Origin of the sequence: Brevibacillus parabrevis (assembly GCF_022701015.1) — a bacterium.
Lineage (GTDB): Bacteria > Bacillota > Bacilli > Brevibacillales > Brevibacillaceae > Brevibacillus > Brevibacillus parabrevis.
In genome coordinates, this window is record NZ_CP064090.1 from 1,982,130 (window position 1) to 1,999,137 (window position 17,008).

The 17,008-nt window shown below is 49.2% G+C and carries 16 protein-coding genes; 13 read left to right on the plus strand and 3 right to left on the minus strand.

Translation table 11 applies throughout. From position 1 onward, the window contains the following. Positions 1-7 precede the first annotated feature (7 nt). A complete protein-coding gene (locus tag IRJ17_RS09415; RefSeq protein WP_063227320.1) occupies positions 8-460 on the plus strand; it encodes a redoxin domain-containing protein in 453 nt (150 codons plus the stop codon). 59 nt (positions 461-519) lie between these two features. Beyond that, positions 520-900 (plus strand): glycine cleavage system protein GcvH, encoded by a 381-nt coding sequence (gene gcvH / locus IRJ17_RS09420; protein WP_122964439.1) that lies wholly within the window; start codon positions 520-522, stop codon positions 898-900. 416 nt (positions 901-1,316) lie between these two features. On the opposite strand, the gene IRJ17_RS09425 is transcribed toward gcvH, so the two are convergent. Continuing rightward, on the minus strand, positions 1,317-3,371 hold the full coding sequence (locus IRJ17_RS09425) for a methyl-accepting chemotaxis protein (RefSeq protein ID WP_173596718.1): 2,055 nt from the start codon (positions 3,369-3,371) through the stop codon (positions 1,317-1,319). A gap of 311 nt (positions 3,372-3,682) precedes the next feature. Between IRJ17_RS09425 and IRJ17_RS09430 the strand changes: the two genes are divergently transcribed. The 11 genes from IRJ17_RS09430 to IRJ17_RS09480 all read left to right on the plus strand — a co-directional run bounded on the left by IRJ17_RS09430 (position 3,683) and on the right by IRJ17_RS09480 (position 14,782). Next, on the plus strand, positions 3,683-4,117 hold the full coding sequence (locus IRJ17_RS09430) for a hypothetical protein (protein WP_063227323.1): 435 nt from the start codon (positions 3,683-3,685) through the stop codon (positions 4,115-4,117). 28 nt (positions 4,118-4,145) lie between these two features. Then, a complete protein-coding gene (locus tag IRJ17_RS09435; RefSeq protein WP_063227324.1) occupies positions 4,146-4,538 on the plus strand; it encodes a VOC family protein in 393 nt (130 codons plus the stop codon). A gap of 186 nt (positions 4,539-4,724) precedes the next feature. Beyond that, positions 4,725-5,066, plus strand: a complete 342-nt coding sequence (locus IRJ17_RS09440; protein ID WP_173598572.1) for an SCP-2 sterol transfer family protein — start codon at positions 4,725-4,727, stop codon at positions 5,064-5,066. Between the two features lie 89 nt (positions 5,067-5,155). Continuing rightward, a complete protein-coding gene (locus IRJ17_RS09445) occupies positions 5,156-6,316 on the plus strand; it encodes a M20 peptidase aminoacylase family protein (RefSeq protein WP_242774440.1) in 1,161 nt (386 codons plus the stop codon). A gap of 255 nt (positions 6,317-6,571) precedes the next feature. Continuing rightward, positions 6,572-8,152 carry a phosphoenolpyruvate carboxykinase (ATP) gene (pckA, locus tag IRJ17_RS09450; RefSeq protein ID WP_173596720.1) on the plus strand — a complete coding sequence of 527 codons (1,581 nt, stop codon included), beginning with the start codon at positions 6,572-6,574 and terminating at the stop codon, positions 8,150-8,152. A gap of 429 nt (positions 8,153-8,581) precedes the next feature. Then, entirely contained in the window at positions 8,582-9,370 is a 789-nt protein-coding gene (sufC, locus tag IRJ17_RS09455) for a Fe-S cluster assembly ATPase SufC (RefSeq protein WP_122964443.1), read from the plus strand. Between the two features lie 21 nt (positions 9,371-9,391). Then, positions 9,392-10,690 (plus strand): Fe-S cluster assembly protein SufD, encoded by a 1,299-nt coding sequence (sufD, locus tag IRJ17_RS09460; protein WP_122964444.1) that lies wholly within the window; start codon positions 9,392-9,394, stop codon positions 10,688-10,690. Further along, positions 10,690-11,916, plus strand: a complete 1,227-nt coding sequence (locus IRJ17_RS09465; protein ID WP_063227330.1) for a cysteine desulfurase — start codon at positions 10,690-10,692, stop codon at positions 11,914-11,916. The genes sufD and IRJ17_RS09465 overlap by 1 nt, the downstream gene beginning before the upstream one ends. Next, positions 11,903-12,340: a Fe-S cluster assembly sulfur transfer protein SufU gene (sufU, locus tag IRJ17_RS09470; protein ID WP_122964445.1), complete on the plus strand. Its 438-nt coding sequence runs from the start codon at positions 11,903-11,905 to the stop codon at positions 12,338-12,340. The genes IRJ17_RS09465 and sufU overlap by 14 nt, the downstream gene beginning before the upstream one ends. 39 nt (positions 12,341-12,379) lie before the next feature. Next, on the plus strand, positions 12,380-13,777 hold the full coding sequence (gene sufB / locus IRJ17_RS09475) for a Fe-S cluster assembly protein SufB (RefSeq protein ID WP_122964446.1): 1,398 nt from the start codon (positions 12,380-12,382) through the stop codon (positions 13,775-13,777). A gap of 294 nt (positions 13,778-14,071) precedes the next feature. Beyond that, a complete protein-coding gene (locus IRJ17_RS09480) occupies positions 14,072-14,782 on the plus strand; it encodes a hypothetical protein (RefSeq protein ID WP_173596721.1) in 711 nt (236 codons plus the stop codon). 678 nt (positions 14,783-15,460) lie between these two features. Here IRJ17_RS09480 and IRJ17_RS28130 read toward each other — a convergent pair. Together IRJ17_RS28130 and IRJ17_RS09485 are read right to left on the minus strand one after the other, a co-directional pair. Further along, positions 15,461-15,583, minus strand: a complete 123-nt coding sequence (locus tag IRJ17_RS28130; RefSeq protein ID WP_255679174.1) for a hypothetical protein — start codon at positions 15,581-15,583, stop codon at positions 15,461-15,463. Positions 15,584-15,606: 23 nt separating this feature from the next. Further along, positions 15,607-16,860, minus strand: a complete 1,254-nt coding sequence (locus IRJ17_RS09485; RefSeq protein ID WP_307723373.1) for a helix-turn-helix domain-containing protein — start codon at positions 16,858-16,860, stop codon at positions 15,607-15,609. Between the last annotated feature and the right edge of the window lie 148 nt (positions 16,861-17,008).

Genomic DNA, 17,008 nt, shown 5'->3' on the forward strand with positions numbered 1-17,008 from the left:
AGTTTCCATGCGTTTGCGCGAAGAATTGCCGGATTTCCCAGGAATTACCGAATGGGTGAACGGACAAGTAAGCAAAGCGGATCTGGCAGGCAGCCCTGTTTTGGTGCATTTTTGGTCGGTTAGTTGCTACATGTGTAAAGAGTCAATGCCGAACATTAACGAATGGCGCGACAAGTACGCTGCCAATGGCCTGAAAGTCATAGGTATTCATATGCCGCGTTCGGAAAAAGATACAGATATTGAAGTGATCAAACAGACGATTGCCGAGCACAACCTGACGCATCCGATTGCGATCGACAACGACATGAAGACGGTTGATGCTTTCCAGAACGAGTACGTTCCTGCTTTTTACCTGTTTGACGAGAACCTCCAGCTGCGTCACTTCCAGGCTGGCGAGAAGGGTCTTAACCTGGTAAAAAAACGTCTGTTCAGAATTTTGGGGATCGAAGAGGAATCCTAGAATGTTCGTCTAATTATGTATGTGTAATGGATTGTACCTGATAGGAGGATATGTAAACGATGGAATTCCCGAAAAATCTACGTTACAGTGAAGAGCATGAGTGGGTGCGAGTAGAAGGTAACAAAGCGTACATCGGAATCACCGCTTTTGCTCAATCAGAGCTGGGTGACATCGTGTTTGTCGAGCTGCCAGAAGTAGGCGCGACAATCCAGCAAGATGAGCCATTTGGCAGCGTTGAGTCCGTAAAAACCGTTTCCGAGCTGTACGCTCCTGTAACCGGAAAAGTAGTAGAAGTAAACGGCGAATTGGAAGATGCTCCTGAACTGGTTAACTCCTCGCCATACGAGCAAGCCTGGATGATCGCTGTCGAGCTGTCCGATGAAGCTGAGCTTGACAAGCTGATGGATGCCGACAAATACGAGGCAATGGTAAAAGAATAGTCGCAAACACAAAAAGCCGGGGCATATGCTCTGGCTTTTTTCATTTGAAAATGGCTGCTGCTCGGGGCTTCGGTGGAGGGAGGAAACAGGAGAAACCGCTGCAGGGCACCTGGCCACTTGCGGTGAAAAAGGAAAATCGCGGCAAAAGTAGCGTGCTCGAAGAAGCGTGTTCACGTTGCCGCTTAAAAGCCGTTTTCCTTTTTCGCCTCCGGCTTGGATAGAGTCCGAAAGCCCTGCCGCTTGTTTCTCCTGTTTCCTCGGCCAACGATTCGTCTCTTTCCTCGCCACGCCTGAAGCGCCGATGACGTAATCTACAAAGCGTCACCCCCCAATTGCCTTCACTACAAAAACAAAAAGACTTCGCCCACCAAAACGTGGCGAAGTCTTTTATTGCGAAAACGGAAGCCGTAAACCAACTAACTGAGCTTGAACGAACGCACGTTGTCGTTCAACTCTTCGGCCATTTTGGCCAGCATGGTCGCTGCTGCCGAGATTTCTTCCATGGAAGCGTTTTGTTCTTCCGCTGCGGCTGCGACGGTTTGGGAATTGCCCGCGGATTGCATCGCGATTTGCGAAATGTGGTCGATGGCTGAGACGATCGCTTGCATTTCCTGGCTGATTTTTCGCATTTCAGCCGATACCTCGTCTGTGCGGGTAAGCAGGAGCGAGGTGGAGTCAGTAATTTGCTCGAATGCCGTTCCCGTCGAGTTCACCAAAGACATGCCTTCTCCGAGGATGACGGAGCCGTGGCTCATGGCAGCGATGGCGGATTCCGTATCGCGCTGAATGTCAGCGACGATGTTGCTTACTTGTTCAGCCGCCGAGCTGGACTGTTCAGCCAGTTTGCGCACCTCGTCGGCTACTACGGCGAAGCCGCGACCTTGTTCGCCTGCTCTGGCAGCTTCGATGGCGGCGTTCAGGGCAAGCAGGTTGGTTTGGTTGGCAATCGAAGTGATGAGCGAGATCATCTGTCCAATTTCCTGAGAGCGTTGACCCAGTGCGTTGACAGTCGTTGCCGTTTGCTTCATTTGGTCGTGAATCACGGTCATGTGCTCTACCGTTTTGGCGGCCATCTGGTTGCCTTCTGTCGCCTGACGGTTTGCATCGCGAGTGGAGGAGCTGACTTCTTCGATTCCTTTTTCCATCAAAGAAATATGTTGGGCAATTTCGTTGATCACATCGCTGCCCTGATTGGTCGCGTCCACTTGCAGTTCTGTCCCGTAGGCGATTTCCTGGACAGACTGGGCGATCTGCTCTGTCGCTTTGCTCGTCTGCTCGGCGCTAGCCATCAGTTGTTCGGAAGTAGCGGCGACCTGCTGTGCGTTATAGCTGACCTGCCCAAGCGTGTCGCGCAGATTGGCGGTCATCGTATTGAAGCGGCTGGCCATGACGCCCATCTCATCGGCCGTTTTCACATCCATCGAAGCGGTGAAATCGCCAGCGGACAATGCTTGCGAGAGCTGGTTCGCCTTGTTGATTTGTCCGGTCAAATACTTGCTGAAGAAATAAATGACGGCGATGAGAATCAAAAGCCCAAACAGGCTGACTGCCAAAAGCTGATAAAACAGCATGCTCAAAGGCTCGAAAAATTCATTTTCCGGCATGACGAGAGCAATTGTCCAGTTTGTGCCAGCGATTTTTTGGAAGTACAAGCGATTGATCCCGTTCTCATCGGTAAAAGTTTTCGCGCCTTCCTTTTCTGAAAGCAACGCCGGGCCAATTTCGGCAAGAGACGTGTTGCTGTCGCTTTGCACGGATTGCACCATCAGCTTGTCCGTTTGCGGATGAGACAGGAATTTGCCGTCCTGATCAAGCATGAAAGCCCAGCCAGTCTTGCCTACTTGCGTGCCGGAAACCATCGTTTGAATGTCTGTGAGCGTAATGTCGTCTGTGGCTACACCCAAAAGCTTTTTGTCGGGGGAGTAAAACGGAGCCACCACAGTCATCATAGAAATTTTGGAAACCTCATCATAGTAGGGCGGCGTGTAATCGGTCACCTTTGATGTTGCTTTTCCGATTTTGTACCATTCTTGACTAGGGTAGTTGTAGGCGGGTGTACTGTATTCATACGTAATGTCCACCTTGCCGTCTTTTTTTGCGCCATAAGTCGAAACGAACTGTTTGCTCGGATCGAAGGCGTACGGCTCCATGAAAATTCCCATCCCGACCGAGGTCTGGTTCACGGGAACTGTTTTGTTCAGCAGGGAATCTAATTGCTCCAGCGAATACGTAAGAGGAGTCATTTCAATTGTCCGTGCCATGTGCTCTGTGACTTTGCTGTGTGTCTCCAGTTCTTTCTCCACTTTGCCGCTAAGCACGTCCAACTGATAGTTCATTTTGTCCGTCAGTTCCTTGTTCAACAGCGTGTAGGAGAACATAAAGGCCATGCCCATGAGAAGTGCCAAGGTAATGACAATGACAGGAAGGGTAATGGTAAGAGTCCTGGCTCGTAGGCTTTTAAAACGAAACATACATCCGCTCTCCTTTTTCGTTTACTAGCTGAATAACTATTCCCTATATCGGTTTGATTCAAACTTCTCTGTATGAAATCTGTATGAAATTTAGGTGAATGCAGGAAAAGTTTCAAACTAATCAGAAAACGGTGTTCAAACAGTGGCAAATCGAGTACAATGGGATAACTAATTATTTTACCATAAACCGATTGGTATCTTTTTGCGGGTAGAGCATTCATGGGATTACGGGTTACAATGCGGATACAGACAGATAGTTTCGGCCAGACGCAGTTGTTCTGAAGTCTGGAGAACAAGGAGGGAGACTATTTATGAGTTTTTGTTGTGGTGCTGGAATGGTAGGTTCCGTAGGCTCAGTCCGTCATTATAAAACGCTTGTACACAATGTCCCCATCATGTTTTGTCCTGTATGTGACAGAATTGAGGTTCATCCCGCTATTGAGGGAGAGTACGAAATTTTAGTAGAATATGCTCAGGGAGATCAGGCGCCGGAAGTCGATTTCGCTGATTTTGTCAATGTTGACAATACATCCGAGTTGTTTGAGAATTGTACCATGACGGATGAAGCTGCAAGCTTCGCAGAAGTTTTGAAGCAGCAGATCGATATTTCCTTGGATTTGCTCGGAGTCGCGAAGGAGTTGCAGGATGACGAGTGGCGCGAAGCCCTTATGAATCGCTTGAAACGGTTAAGCGAACGACTGAAGCAGTACAATAAACGCAAGCAAGTGTCGCAAAAAAGCGCATGACCTTTAGTTGACGTGGGAGGCAGTGTGAATGTTTCATTTGAAAGGCGTTCACCACATCGCGTTGAATTGCAGCGATGTCGTGAAGGTAGCTCGGTTTTTTAAGGACATTTTGGAAGTCCCCATCCCGGAAGAGAATATGGTGGAAGGAGCACCTGTCTACTTTCAAATTGGCACATACACACGGATCGGTCTCCATCCGCATGGCGGGGCGGAAGGCAAGGGTGGCGTAGGGCAGGTAGATCACCTCGCCTTTTCCGTAACGAGCCGTGCTGAGCTGGACTATCTGGTCGACAAGCTGGAAGCAGAAAACATTTGCTACCGAGGTCCGATCACGCAGCCTACGAGTTTTAACTTGTACTTTGAGACGCCAGATGGCCATCATCTGGAGGTTCGACTGGACAAGGACGAATTTGATGAATAACAGGTAAAGGCAAACAGGCATCTGCGGCAATCGCAGGTGCTTTTTTTATGATTTCGACAGGCGAAAAAAACAGTGTCGAGAAAAAGGCAGCCGCCGTGACAAGACCCGACAACGCTTCTTATTCCTCGCCAAAGGATTCGACGGAGCAAAAAACGAACCCATTGGAAATAGAGAGGGGGCGTACCTATGATCGGGATCGGCAAATTGCTTGACGAGGTTGGCGAACGGCTGCAAAAGAAGACGCACCTGCGGTTTGTAACGACTGGCTGGGAAAAACGGATCGGGATCGTGATCGATGATACGGCATCGCGTTGGCAGTTGACGATATCAAAAGGCGGCGTTTCGGCAGGCATTTGGGAGGAGGAGCAATCGGCCGACCTGATCGTCAGGGGAGGCGAACATCAGATGGAGATGCTGTTTGGCGGGGATGAGCTTGTATATGCACTAGCCAAGCAGCAGGTGAAAATAGTCGGCACGCTGCGCGATCAGTTGAAGCTCGATGCGATTTTGCGGCTGACGTGCAAGTAGCCGGCCAGCCGCCCCCACTTTCGAACGATTCCGAATAAATAGCGAAAATGTGGTATAATGAGGAAGAAACGATTGGGGGAGGCGCAATCATGTCTAATAGCTTGGCGTTGAAAGAGGCGATTGTTTCGCGTGGGCAAACGATTGACGAAACATTCAGTTATTTGCATGCGAATCCGGAAATCAGCTGGCAAGAGGTCGAGACGACACGCTATCTGGTCGAAAGGATGCAGGCGCTTGGGCTTAAGGTGACCACTTTTGCCGATTGTACGGGACTTGTCGCCGAATGGGGAGAAGGCAAGCCTGTCGTAGGACTTCGAACCGATATTGATGCACTGTGGCAAGAAGTGGACGGGGAGTGGCGCGCCAATCATTCCTGCGGGCACGATGCGCACATGACCATGATTGTCGAAACCGTGGAGGCGTTGATTGCATCCGGCTACCAGCCGCCGGGAAAGCTGAAAATCTTGTTCCAGCCGGCAGAAGAAAAAGGCACAGGCGCTTTGAAGCTGGTGGAAAAAGGTGTCGTGGATGACATCGACTATTTGTACGGCGTCCATCTCCGTCCGATTCAGGAAATGGCGAACGGCACAGCAGGGCCAGCCATTTACAACGGCGGGGCGATGTTTTTGTACGGAGAGATCACGGGAGTGTCAGCGCATGGAGCCAGACCTCACCTCGGGGTGAATGCGATCGAAGTGGCAGGAGCGATCATCTCGGGAATCGGTCAAATCCATTTGAATCCGATGGTCCCGGCCACTGTCAAAATGACGATGCTGCAAGCGGGAGGAGAGAGCTACAACATCATTCCCGACAAAGCGAGATTCGCCCTCGATTTGCGCGCGCAAACGAATCAGGCGATGGACGAGCTGATTGCCCGCGTCCGCCAGATGATAGAAGGAATTGCTGCGTCTTATCAAGCGCAAATCAAGCTGGAACAAGGCTCGCGAATGGTTGCCGCGGAAGTGGATGAGGAAGCGAAAGGATTGATGGAACAGGCGATCGTCGACGTGCTCGGAGCGGACAACTTGAAGCCTGCGCCAGTCAGCCCGGGAGCGGAAGACTTCCATTATTACACAGTGGAGCGGCCGCGAATCAAAGCGACAATGCTCGCTCTCGGTTGCGACTTGCAGCCCGGATTGCATCACCCGCAGATGAAATTCGAGCAGTCGGCTCTAAAAGACGGTGTCGGAATCCTCAGCCGCGTCATCGTTCGCACGTTTGAGCAGGCTGCTGCCAAGACTTTGGGCTAAAAAATGCACTGTCTAACCCGCTGATGCAGCGGGTTTTTTGCATCCATTCTTTCACTAGGGGGTGGACATGAAGAGGAAGAACTGAAATACTGTAGGATGGGAAAACTACAAGGGAGGTTATTCACACATTCTCCACAACAGATTATAAAATTATGTGGCTTATTTGATTAAATGTGATATACTAATTACAAATCGAACGACAATGAAAAAGTTAACTTAACTGGATATACATTTTGGGAAGGAGATCGTTCACACATGGAGACCAATACGGTTCACAAGCTTTCTGACATTCTGGGAGCTACTCAGGTACATCGCAACCTGCCTGTAGCTGGACTCGTTGAGATGGCAGTAAAGCGTGGCGAAGGGATTTTGACCGACAAGGGGGCGCTCAATGCGCTAACAGGCAAGTTTACCGGCCGTTCGCCAAAGGACAAATTTGTGGTGGACGAAGCTTCCGTACACGATAAGATTAACTGGGGGCCGGTTAACCAGCCGATTTCCCCGGAAAAATTCCAGGTACTCCAGCAGGACGTACTTCACTACTTGCAAACGAAAAACGAGCTGTTTGTGTTTGACGGTTTTGCTGGCGCAGACACGACTTACCGTCTGCCAATCCGCGTCGTAAACGAATACGCTTGGCACAACCTGTTTGCGCATCAGCTGTTCATCCGTCCTTCTGCGGACGAACTGGCAGCGCACGAAGCAGAGTTTACTGTCATCTACGTGCCGAACTTCAAAGCAAATCCGGCGGTTCACGGAACCAACTCCGAAACTTTCATCGTGATGAGCTTTGAGCAAAAAACCGTATTGATCGGTGGCACCGAGTATGCGGGCGAGATGAAAAAATCGATTTTCAGCGTCATGAACATGCTCTTGCCTGAGCGCAACGTACTGTCCATGCACTGCTCGGCAAACGTAGGCAAAGACGGCGACGTAGCGTTGTTCTTCGGATTGTCCGGTACAGGCAAAACGACTTTGTCCGCTGACCCGAACCGCTTCTTGATCGGTGACGACGAGCACGGCTGGTCCGACAATGGCGTATTCAACATCGAGGGCGGATGCTACGCAAAATGCGTCAAGTTGTCCGAAGAAGGCGAACCGCAAATCTGGAACGCCATCAAATTCGGTACGGTTTTGGAAAACGTAGACGTAGACCCTGTGACTCACGCAGCAGATTACGACAGCACCAAATATACGGAAAATACGCGCGCAGCTTACCCGGTAGAGGCAATCTCCGGCGCAGTGATTCCTGGAGTGGGCGGCCAACCAAACGTCATCATTTTCCTGACTGCCGATTCGTTTGGCGTTCTGCCTCCAATCTCCAAGCTGAACAAAGAGCAAGCGATGTATCACTTCCTGTCCGGCTATACAAGCAAAATGGCAGGTACAGAGCGCGGCGTAACGGCTCCGCAAACCGAGTTCTCTACATGCTTCGGATCTCCTTTCCTGCCGCTGCATCCGGTTGTTTATGCCGAAATGCTCGGTAAAAAAATCGATGAGCGCGATGTTCAGGTTTACCTCGTAAACACTGGCTGGACTGGCGGCCCTGTAGGTGTTGGACAGCGCATGAAGCTTTCCTACACGCGTGCAATGGTTACCGCAGCTTTGAACGGCGAGCTGGAAAAAGTAGAGTACGTGCAAGATGCAATCTTTGGCGTACACGTGCCGACTTCTTGCCCGAACGTGCCGGCAGAAGTGCTGCAACCGCGCAACACATGGGCAAACAAGGCAGACTACGACAAACAGGCTGCTGACTTGGCTGCACGTTTCATCGAGAACTTCCAGAAGAAATTCCCGAACGCAACGGATATCGCTACGGCAGGTCCAAAAGCGTAAGCGCACCTATACCTATAGCTTGATTGCGAAACCCGTCAGTTTGTCGCTGACGGGTTTTTTTGTGGCAGGCACAGCTTTTCCATTGACGCGCGATATTCACTCGGATAAGCTTCCAATGGCAGGCTTTTACACGAGCCATCGGGTGTGGCTTTTTCCATTTCGGGAACAATCTCGGGCAACTGAGGACAAGAAACTTTTTCAGGAATTTGGAAAAGGGTATTGGAAGAAGCGAACTGGGAAAAAATGCTTGGATGGGTGCCCTATTTGGAAAGGAAATAGGAAGCAAAAGCGTACTTTCTATATATAATGATATAAAAAATACAGATATGTTTCATTCCTTGATTTATAATTATTCTTATTATAAGATAGTTATTGAGAATGGATTGAGAATTTACCAACTCACTTTTGACGTGTATGGAGGGAATTCAGATGACAGCAGTACCGCATTTGCAAATAAAAAACCTTCGCGCCAAGATCGAAGAAAAAGAGATCCTCAAGGGTCTGAATTTGGAAATCAAGGGCGGAGAAGTGCACGCGATCATGGGACCGAATGGTACCGGTAAATCGACACTGGCATCTACGCTGATGGGTCACCCGAAATATGAGGTAACAGATGGCGAAGTGCTGATCAATGGCGACGACCTTTTGGAAATGGAAGTAGACGAGCGCGCACGCGCAGGTCTGTTCCTGGCTATGCAATACCCGTCCGAAATCAGTGGCGTAACGAACTCTGATTTCCTGCGTTCCGCAATCAATGCGCGTCGCGGCGAAGGCAACGAAATCTCCCTGATGAAATTCATCCGCGAGATGGACAAAAAAATGAACACGCTGGAAATGGACGATTCTTTTGCTCACCGCTACCTGAACGAAGGTTTCTCCGGCGGGGAGAAAAAGCGCAATGAAATTTTGCAAATGATGCTCCTGGAGCCAAGCATCTGTATCCTCGATGAGATTGACTCCGGCCTGGACATCGACGCGCTGAAAATCGTAGCCAATGGTGTAAACGAAATGCGTTCCGCTGACCGCGGTTTCTTGATCATCACTCACTACCAACGTTTGCTGAACTATGTAAAGCCTGACTTCGTACACGTCATGATGCAAGGTCGTATCGTGAAGTCCGGTGGTCCTGAATTGGCTGAGCGCCTGGAGGCAGAAGGCTACGACTGGATCAAAGAAGAGCTCGGCATCGAGGACGAAACCGTAAACGCCAACGTGTAGGAAGAAGGAGGCAGCAGTGAAATGAGTGTGGATGTACAGCTCCGCTTCGGTTCCGAAGCGATCACCGAGTACTCCAAAGCTAATCAGGAGCCTGCCTGGTTCCTGGAAAAGCGCCTCGCCGGACTGAAGGCGGCGGGAGAGCTTCCGCTTCCCGCTTTGGAGAAAACGAAGATTGACAAGTGGAATACTGTTGATTTCGATCCGTTTCAAACCACTGCCAAGGTAGCGTCGGCCAATGAGCTGAGCGAATTGGTAAAAGGGCAAATAGATGTGGACAGCGTGAAAAACCTGGTTGTGCAAAAAAATGCCTCCACCGTTTTTCATGCCGTGACAGACGAGCTGAAAGCACAAGGCGTGATTTTTACAACGCTGGCTGACGCTTTGCAAAATCATGGCGAACTCGTTCAAAAATACATGCATCAAGTCATCGCGCAAGACGAGCATAAACTGAGTGCGCTGCATGCCGCAGTTGCAAACGGCGGCGTTTTCCTCTACGTTCCGAAAAATGTAGAAGTAGATGCACCGCTTCAGGTTGTATACGAAATCGCTGGTGACCATGCGCTGTTGGCTCCTCACGTGTTGATCGTGGCAGAAGCGAACAGCAAAGTAACCTACGTCGATACATACGTATCCGGCGAAGGCAAAAGCATGGTAGCGAACAGCATTGTGGAAGTGTTCGTAGGAGCTGGCGCATCCGTGCAGGTAGCTTCCGTGCGTTCCCTGTCCACAGAAGTGCACGACTACAGCTTCCGTCGCGCAATCGTTGATCGTGACGGAAACATGGAATGGATTTTGGGCGAAATGAACGATGGCAACACGGTTGCCAACAATACTACTGTTCTCAAAGGAACAGGTTCGAACGCACTGACCAAGTCCATTTCGGTAGGGACCGGTTCCCAGCGTCAAAACTTGACTTCCCAGGTGCAGCATATCGGAACCCACTCCGAGTCTGACATGGTGAGCAAGGCTGTTATGACAGGTGAAGCAGTCAGCATTTTGAACGGTATCACCAAAATCGAAAAAGGCGCTGAAAAGGCAAACGGTGTGCAGGCGGAAAATATCCTGATGCTGAGTGAAAAAGCTCGTGGCGATGCCAACCCGATCCTTTTGATCGATGAGGATGACGTCAAAGCGGGGCATGCTGCTTCGGTAGGACGCTTCAGTGAAGAGTCCATCTACTACTTGATGTCGCGTGGAATTTCCCGTCAGGGCGCAGAACGTCTGATCATTCTCGGCTTCCTCGATCCGGTCGTTTCCGAGATTCCGGTGGAAGAAGTGAGAAACAAACTCCGTCAGGCGCTTGAAAGGAAGTTAGGCTAATGAACGCCAAGGAGCTTCGGAAATATTTTCCCATCCTTCACCAAGAGGTAAACGGCCATCCGCTCGTTTATCTAGACAATGGAGCAACCTCTCAAAAACCGCTTCCGGTAATTGAGGCGATGGATAAATACTACAAGGAGTTCAACTCCAACGTGCACCGCGGCGTGCACACCTTGGGCAACCGGGCGACAGACGGCTACGAGGGCGCGAGAGAGAAGGTTCGCGCCTTCATCAACGCCCGCGAAGCGGCGGAGATCGTCTTTACGCGCGGTACGACGTCGGCGATCAATACGATTGCCTACGGCTACGCGCGTCTGGTTCTGAAGCCCGGGGATGAGATTGTGACCACGCTAGTCGAGCACCACGCCAATTTCATTCCGTGGCAGCAGGCAGCCAAGGCTACCGGAGCGACCTTCAAGTTCATTCCGCTGGCAGAGGACGGTACCGTCACTCTCGAAGCGGTCAAGGAAACAGTAACAGACAATACCAAGATCGTTGCCATTCACCATATTTCCAACGTACTTGGAGATACTACTCCGATCAAGGAAATTGCCCAGATTGCTCATCAGCACGGTGCCCTTTTGTTCGTGGACGGCGCTCAGGGCGCTCCGCACAAAAAAATCGACGTCCAGGATTTGGATTGCGATTTTTACACGTTTTCTGCCCACAAAATGGCTGGCCCTACCGGAGTCGGCGTTTTGTACGGAAAGCGCGAGGTGCTGGAGCAAGTCGAGCCGATGGAATTTGGCGGTGAAATGATCGACTACGTGGATATGTACGATTCTACGTGGAAAGAGCTTCCGTGGAAATTCGAGGGCGGAACGCCGATCATCGCAGGCGCGATCGGACTTGGTGCTGCGATCGACTTCCTGGAAGAAATCGGGATGGAAAACATCGAGCGTCATGAAAAGCACCTGGTGAAATACGCCATGGAGCAAATGCGCGAGATCGAAGGACTGAAAATTTACGGACCGCAGCAAGACCGCAGCAGTTTAATTACATTCAATCTGGATACGGTGCATCCGCATGACCTGGCTACTGTGCTGGACAGCTACGGGATCGCAGTTCGTGCAGGCCATCACTGCGCACAGCCGCTTATGCGCTGGCTGAATGTGACGGCTACCGCTCGGGCAAGCTTCTACCTGTACAACACAGAGGAAGAAGTGGATGTGCTGGTAGCGGGATTGAAGAAGACGAAGGAGTATTTCGGCAATGTCTTCTCTTGATGATTTATACCGCCGCGTGATCATGGACCACTACCAGAAACCGCGCAATCGCGGCAAGCTGGAAGAATCCGACGGACTCATTGTTAATTTGAATAACCCGACTTGTGGCGACAGCATCTCGCTCTCTTTGAAAGTGGAAGAGGGCAAGGTGGTAGATGCGAAGTTTCTCGGCGAAGGCTGTTCGATCAGCATGTCATCGGCTTCGATGATGACGGATGCGGTCAAAGGCATGCCAGTGGAGGAAGCACTTGAACTGGCGCACAAGTTCTCCGAGATGATGCAGGGCAAAGAAATCGACGACTCGATTGATTTGGGTGACATCGAAGCTTTGTCAGGCGTAGCCAAGTTCCCTGCGCGGATCAAGTGCGCCACTCTGGCCTGGAAAGCGCTGGAGCAAGGCATCAAACAGGCAGAGCAAAAATAGCATCAGGTAAGGACATGAATGAAGAAGGAGTGAGCAACGATGGCTAAAAAAGCCCCTGAGATACAGGATTACCAGTACGGCTTTCACGATAAGGACGTTTCTGTATTCCGTACGAAAAAGGGTTTGACCCGCGAGATCGTCGAGGAAATTTCCAAGATCAAAGACGAGCCGGCGTGGATGCTGGAGTTTCGTTTGAAAGCTTTGGATATTTTCAACAGCATGCCGATGCCAAAATGGGGCGGCGATCTGGACGACCTCGATTTCGACAGCATCACCTACTATGTAAAGCCTTCGGAAAAGCAAGGCCGCAGCTGGGATGAGGTGCCGGAAGAAATCAAGGCAACTTTTGACAAGCTGGGTATCCCGGAAGCGGAGCAAAAGTTCCTCGCAGGTGTATCGGCTCAGTACGAATCCGAGGTAGTTTACCACAACATGCAGGAAGACCTGGAAAAACTGGGCGTTCTGTTCTGCGACATGGATTCGGCAGTAAAGCTGTATCCTGACATCGTGAAGGAATACTTCGCGACCGTAATCCCGCCAGCAGACAACAAGTTTGCGGCACTGAACTCGGCAGTATGGTCCGGCGGTTCCTTCATTTACGTGCCAAAAGGCATCAAAGTGGAAACACCGCTGCAAGCTTACTTCCGTATCAACTCGGAAAACATGGGCCAATTCGAGCGTACGCTGATCATCGCGGACGAAGATTCGTTCGTGCATTACGTAGAGGGCTGTACAGCTCCGATCTACAGCACGGATTCCTTGCACTCCGCTGTTGTAGAAATCATCATCAAAGAGCGTGCGCGTTGCCGTTACACCACGATCCAAAACTGGTCCAACAACGTATACAACCTCGTAACCAAACGTGCGGTTGCTTACGCTGATGCAAACATGGAATGGATCGATGGCAACATCGGTTCCAAGCTGACGATGAAATACCCGGCAGTTATCATGAAAGGCCCACGCGCCAAAGGTACGGTTCTTTCCATCGCAGTAGCAGGAAAAGGACAGCACCAGGACGCAGGCGCCAAAATGATTCACTTGGCACCGGATTGCACATCCACAATCATTTCCAAATCGATCTCCCGTGACGGCGGAAAAGTAACCTATCGCGGTCTGGCGCAGTTTGGACGCAAGTCGGAAGGCTCCAAGTCCAACATCAAGTGCGACACGTTGATTCTCGATAAACTGTCCACGTCCGACACGATCCCGTACAACGAGATCATGAACGACAACATCACGCTGGAGCACGAAGCGACTGTATCCAAAGTGTCCGAGGATCAGCTTTTCTACCTGCGAAGCCGCGGCCTGTCGGAAGCAGAAGCGACCGAAATGATCGTCATGGGCTTCATCGAGCCATTCACAAAAGAATTGCCGATGGAGTATGCGGTGGAGATGAACCGTCTCATTAAGTTTGAGATGGAAGGCTCCATCGGTTAACCCTTGCGCCACAAGGGTTTCCGGGCTTCGTAAATAGGCGTGCCTATTTATTGCCGCCTGAATTTTGACGTATCGCTCGTAGAGGGATGAAGATGCGTCCATAATGTATGAACATATAAATACGTGTCCGTTTTGACTTTCACGCTTGCGTGCTCAAGTCTTTCGGACACGTATTTTTTGTATGTAGGTGATGATCAAAAAGTAGTTGAAAATAAAAATGTGAAATATATACATAAATAGTAAAATATTATAAAAAACAAATGTAATATAAAATAAAAGATGGAGGTAATAACCTTGAAAAAGTTTATGCTATCTTTTTTGTGTGCAGCAATTTTAGCGGTACCTGGCACCTCTTTTGCAAAGGAACCAGGTGTGGATATTATTGAGACCAACGCTAAAGAAGAGATACAAAATATGGAAACTATAATTGATAACACTTGGGAGGACAGTCCTGATATTTTTCCTGACAGCGACAATAAAGTTACTTTGTTTAGAGAAGATTGTGGATGCGATGATGTTATTCAGAAGAAGACAAACATGATCTATATTGGGGGTGAAATGCCATTGGAGTACACGATTCACAAAGGGCGCCTTGTGGTAATGAAAAGACCTGATCTTCATTACTACACACAAAACTTTGAACAGACTTGGTGGAACCAATATTCTGGAAAGTTCGCCCAAAAAGCCAGCGAAGGACTGGGTACTTACGTAAGTTTCAGAATAGGTGGTAAACTTCCATATATGGCAAGATTGTTGAAATTAAAAGATCGGGGGGAAAAACCTTTCCAATATGCGGATTATGCTTTTGGGGTACTTGGATATATGGAGCAAGAACAGATACCGCTTTGGGGTGATATTATCTCTGCTGGTGTGCCTAAGAGCGGAACTGAAATTTCTATTGTTTACATTAGCAAAACAGGTAAAGATAACAGCTGGAAGTATCGAGCAAGATTTGAAGTCGAAGATGATGGGACGGTTAAAATCGACCATTGGACTGTGAAATAGTGATAAAAGGGAAGCACTCTCGCTTCCCTTTAAAATTTTGTTGGTATACAATAAGTGGAAAAATAGGGGGACGGAAATGTACACTGGTGTGTTTAGTATCAGTGATTTGTTAGGTATAGCAGTTGGAATTGTTTTTTTTATGGTGATTAAATATACATTTAGTAAACAAAAGTCAACATGGAGCTATAAGGTGAGGGAGTACATCATACTCGTAATGATTATTTGGGTATTAAAATCCCTGGTTAATAAGTTCTTTTGATATATTCGTAATTAAAAATCGTTCTCGGAAAAGTTATTGAAGATTGTGGGCTGATATACAGTAAAAGCTCCGGAACATAATTCTGTAGGCTTTCATTGATGCTCAAGAAATCTCATGAAAAATGTAGAGAGAAGCGAAAAATCTATCGTGCAAAAGAACATGCAAATACGTGTCCGCTTGTGACTTTCACGCTCGCGTGCCTGGTCAATCGGACACGTATTTTTGTATTCGCATGAATGTTCCTTCCAGCAAAAGTCGTCCTCTCTTCAAAGCAACCACGCATCATGCCCCACATGCCCCGTGAACAATCATCGTGCAACGAGTCGAGAACACCCGTGACAAAACCCCCACCAAACCCGTACATAACAATGACACGAAACAAAAAAAGAGAGGCATGATCGCCTCTCTTTTCACAACGATTACCAATCCGGCTCCACCAGATAAGGCTTCGCTTTTGGCTTTGCAGCGGCACTGACGTCTTCTGATACGACGGGCGAGGAAAAGAACAAGACAAGAGCAAGAATCCAAAGAATCTTTTTCATGAAGCTTTCCTCCTTTTCTATGTTTATATAATATTATCACATATATCTTCAAGAATTTCCATATTTTTGAAAGATAGATTTTTGTTGTTTGTGCGATGGTGGCGGAGGAACAGGCGGATGCCATCGATGACCTCGGAGGTTGTGCCCAGTTGTTTGAAATATTTGATGCTTTCGCTCAGGCTGTGAAATCCTTGATCGAACTTCTCCAGCGAGATCAGGCAGAGTGCCTTGCGCCTGTAGTATTGCGCCAATGTTTTCATTCGATAAGGATGTTGCGGCGTGGCTTCCGGGAGAAACTGATCTTCCGATTCGATCAGCCGCAGAAGCTCGTCTGTTTTTCCAGCCTCCAGATAAGATGCCATGAGGTCGACGACGATGGATATCCGCCCTTCTTTTTTCGCCTCCTGCAAGCAGACGCGGAACAACTCGATCGCTTCCTCGTGCTGGCCTTTTTTCGCCAACAGGGTGGCGCGAAAATGATTTTTGCGAAAATCGGCGTATTGGCTGTTCTCGTATTCTTTCAAGTAGATGGCAGCGACGTGGATGTCTCCGAAGTAGACACATGAGTTGAACAGCGAGATGTAGGCCGATGCTTTTTGCTTGCTATCCGTCCGATCCTCGCGCAAGCCCAGCCTGCATAACTCGATGCTTTCGTCGTGCAGTCCCAGAATGTTGGCGTGAACACCCATTTTGTAATAGTAGTCGATGCGATCTTCTGTATAGAGATGCTCGGTGTAGAGGAGCAGCTCCTTCCCGCGACGATACGTTTCCTCGAAACGGGAGAAGTCGTCTCGTTCGATCAAATACCGTTCATACAGGGCGCTGGCGAGATAGGATGGTATGCCCCGACTTCTTGTGAATGTAATAATCGAATCGCATAAAATACGTTTGATTCGCTTGTTCTCCGTATCTCTGGCGGTGCCGTCGATATGATCCAACGCTCTGAATGTATCAATCCGGGGAGATTCCAAATAGCGAATGGCAACTTTCGCGACAAGTGCTTCCCAGCCTTCCCGAATCACCTCTGCCAGGACAATTTCCAGCGTTTTCGGATGATAGGTCGTGTCTACAAAAGCGTTTATGATCGTGCTAGGCGCTATATCCATAGCGTCCGCTATTTTTTTCCACGTGGTATAACTGGGCCGCTTCGTCTCCCCCGATTCAATGGAGGATAAGGTACTTTTGCTGACCCCGGACATTTCTGCGAGATCTGAAAGAGATAGATTGCGTCGACTACGATGGCTGCTAATGAGTTCACCTAATGAAAGCGACACCACACCGAGCCTCCTTTTCCATTATCTGTATCTATACCCACTTTACCACAAAATAAATTGGACGGGTCAATAAATTTCCAGTATAGGCAAACGTATCAGAAAATAAAAAGGGGGAGGGAGTCTTTGCTGAGAAGACACCCGGCTGTTCCCT

What these genes read in the sequence shown, in the direction of transcription:
- sufC (WP_122964443.1), top strand. Translation starts at nt 8,582, where the DNA reads ATGACAGCAGTACCGCATTTGCAAATAAAAAACCTTCGCGCCAAGATC.
- pckA (WP_173596720.1), top strand. Translation starts at nt 6,572, where the DNA reads ATGGAGACCAATACGGTTCACAAGCTTTCTGACATTCTGGGAGCTACT.
- IRJ17_RS09445 (WP_242774440.1), top strand. Translation starts at nt 5,156, where the DNA reads ATGTCTAATAGCTTGGCGTTGAAAGAGGCGATTGTTTCGCGTGGGCAA.
- IRJ17_RS09430 (WP_063227323.1), top strand. Translation starts at nt 3,683, where the DNA reads ATGAGTTTTTGTTGTGGTGCTGGAATGGTAGGTTCCGTAGGCTCAGTC.
- IRJ17_RS09465 (WP_063227330.1), top strand. Translation starts at nt 10,690, where the DNA reads ATGAACGCCAAGGAGCTTCGGAAATATTTTCCCATCCTTCACCAAGAG.
- IRJ17_RS28130 (WP_255679174.1), bottom strand. Translation starts at nt 15,583, where the DNA reads ATGAAAAAGATTCTTTGGATTCTTGCTCTTGTCTTGTTCTTTTCCTCG.
- IRJ17_RS09435 (WP_063227324.1), top strand. Translation starts at nt 4,146, where the DNA reads ATGTTTCATTTGAAAGGCGTTCACCACATCGCGTTGAATTGCAGCGAT.
- IRJ17_RS09415 (WP_063227320.1), top strand. Translation starts at nt 8, where the DNA reads ATGCGTTTGCGCGAAGAATTGCCGGATTTCCCAGGAATTACCGAATGG.
- IRJ17_RS09440 (WP_173598572.1), top strand. Translation starts at nt 4,725, where the DNA reads ATGATCGGGATCGGCAAATTGCTTGACGAGGTTGGCGAACGGCTGCAA.
- sufD (WP_122964444.1), top strand. Translation starts at nt 9,392, where the DNA reads ATGAGTGTGGATGTACAGCTCCGCTTCGGTTCCGAAGCGATCACCGAG.
- sufB (WP_122964446.1), top strand. Translation starts at nt 12,380, where the DNA reads ATGGCTAAAAAAGCCCCTGAGATACAGGATTACCAGTACGGCTTTCAC.
- sufU (WP_122964445.1), top strand. Translation starts at nt 11,903, where the DNA reads ATGTCTTCTCTTGATGATTTATACCGCCGCGTGATCATGGACCACTAC.
- IRJ17_RS09425 (WP_173596718.1), bottom strand. Translation starts at nt 3,371, where the DNA reads ATGTTTCGTTTTAAAAGCCTACGAGCCAGGACTCTTACCATTACCCTT.
- gcvH (WP_122964439.1), top strand. Translation starts at nt 520, where the DNA reads ATGGAATTCCCGAAAAATCTACGTTACAGTGAAGAGCATGAGTGGGTG.